The sequence below is a fragment of the Cobetia sp. SIMBA_158 genome (genome assembly GCF_046566945.1).
In the GTDB taxonomy this organism is placed as follows: Bacteria; Pseudomonadota; Gammaproteobacteria; order Pseudomonadales; family Halomonadaceae; genus Cobetia; species Cobetia amphilecti.
Genome location: NZ_JAWJYL010000576.1, coordinates 1 through 261, shown reverse-complemented (window position 1 = coordinate 261; position 261 = coordinate 1). Strand labels below are relative to the sequence as shown.

The window sequence follows — 261 nt, the reverse complement described above, 5'->3', positions numbered from 1 at the left end:
CATCACGTAAGTCTGGGCGAATAGTGGTTTCACTCACGTTTAAGCGAAACTGCATTTCTTCATCCATGATGTACGTAACAGCAAGTGATGGAAAAAAAGTATCTTCGTTAATGACAACGTCTTGAATTTCTTCAAGCGTGTTTTCGAATAAGTTTGAATGTGCCTGATAGCCAATCGATACTTGTTTGAAATCTTCCCAGCGAACACCGCCGGTAATACGCCATGTATTTTCAAAAAAGTAGTCAGCCATAAAGTAATAGG

The 261-nt window shown here is 39.5% G+C and carries 1 protein-coding gene; it reads right to left on the bottom strand.

What is annotated here, in order from left to right; genetic code table 11:
- A partial coding sequence (locus R2R70_RS21135; RefSeq protein ID WP_410979072.1) for a TonB-dependent receptor domain-containing protein occupies positions 1-261 on the bottom strand: 261 nt, incomplete at both ends.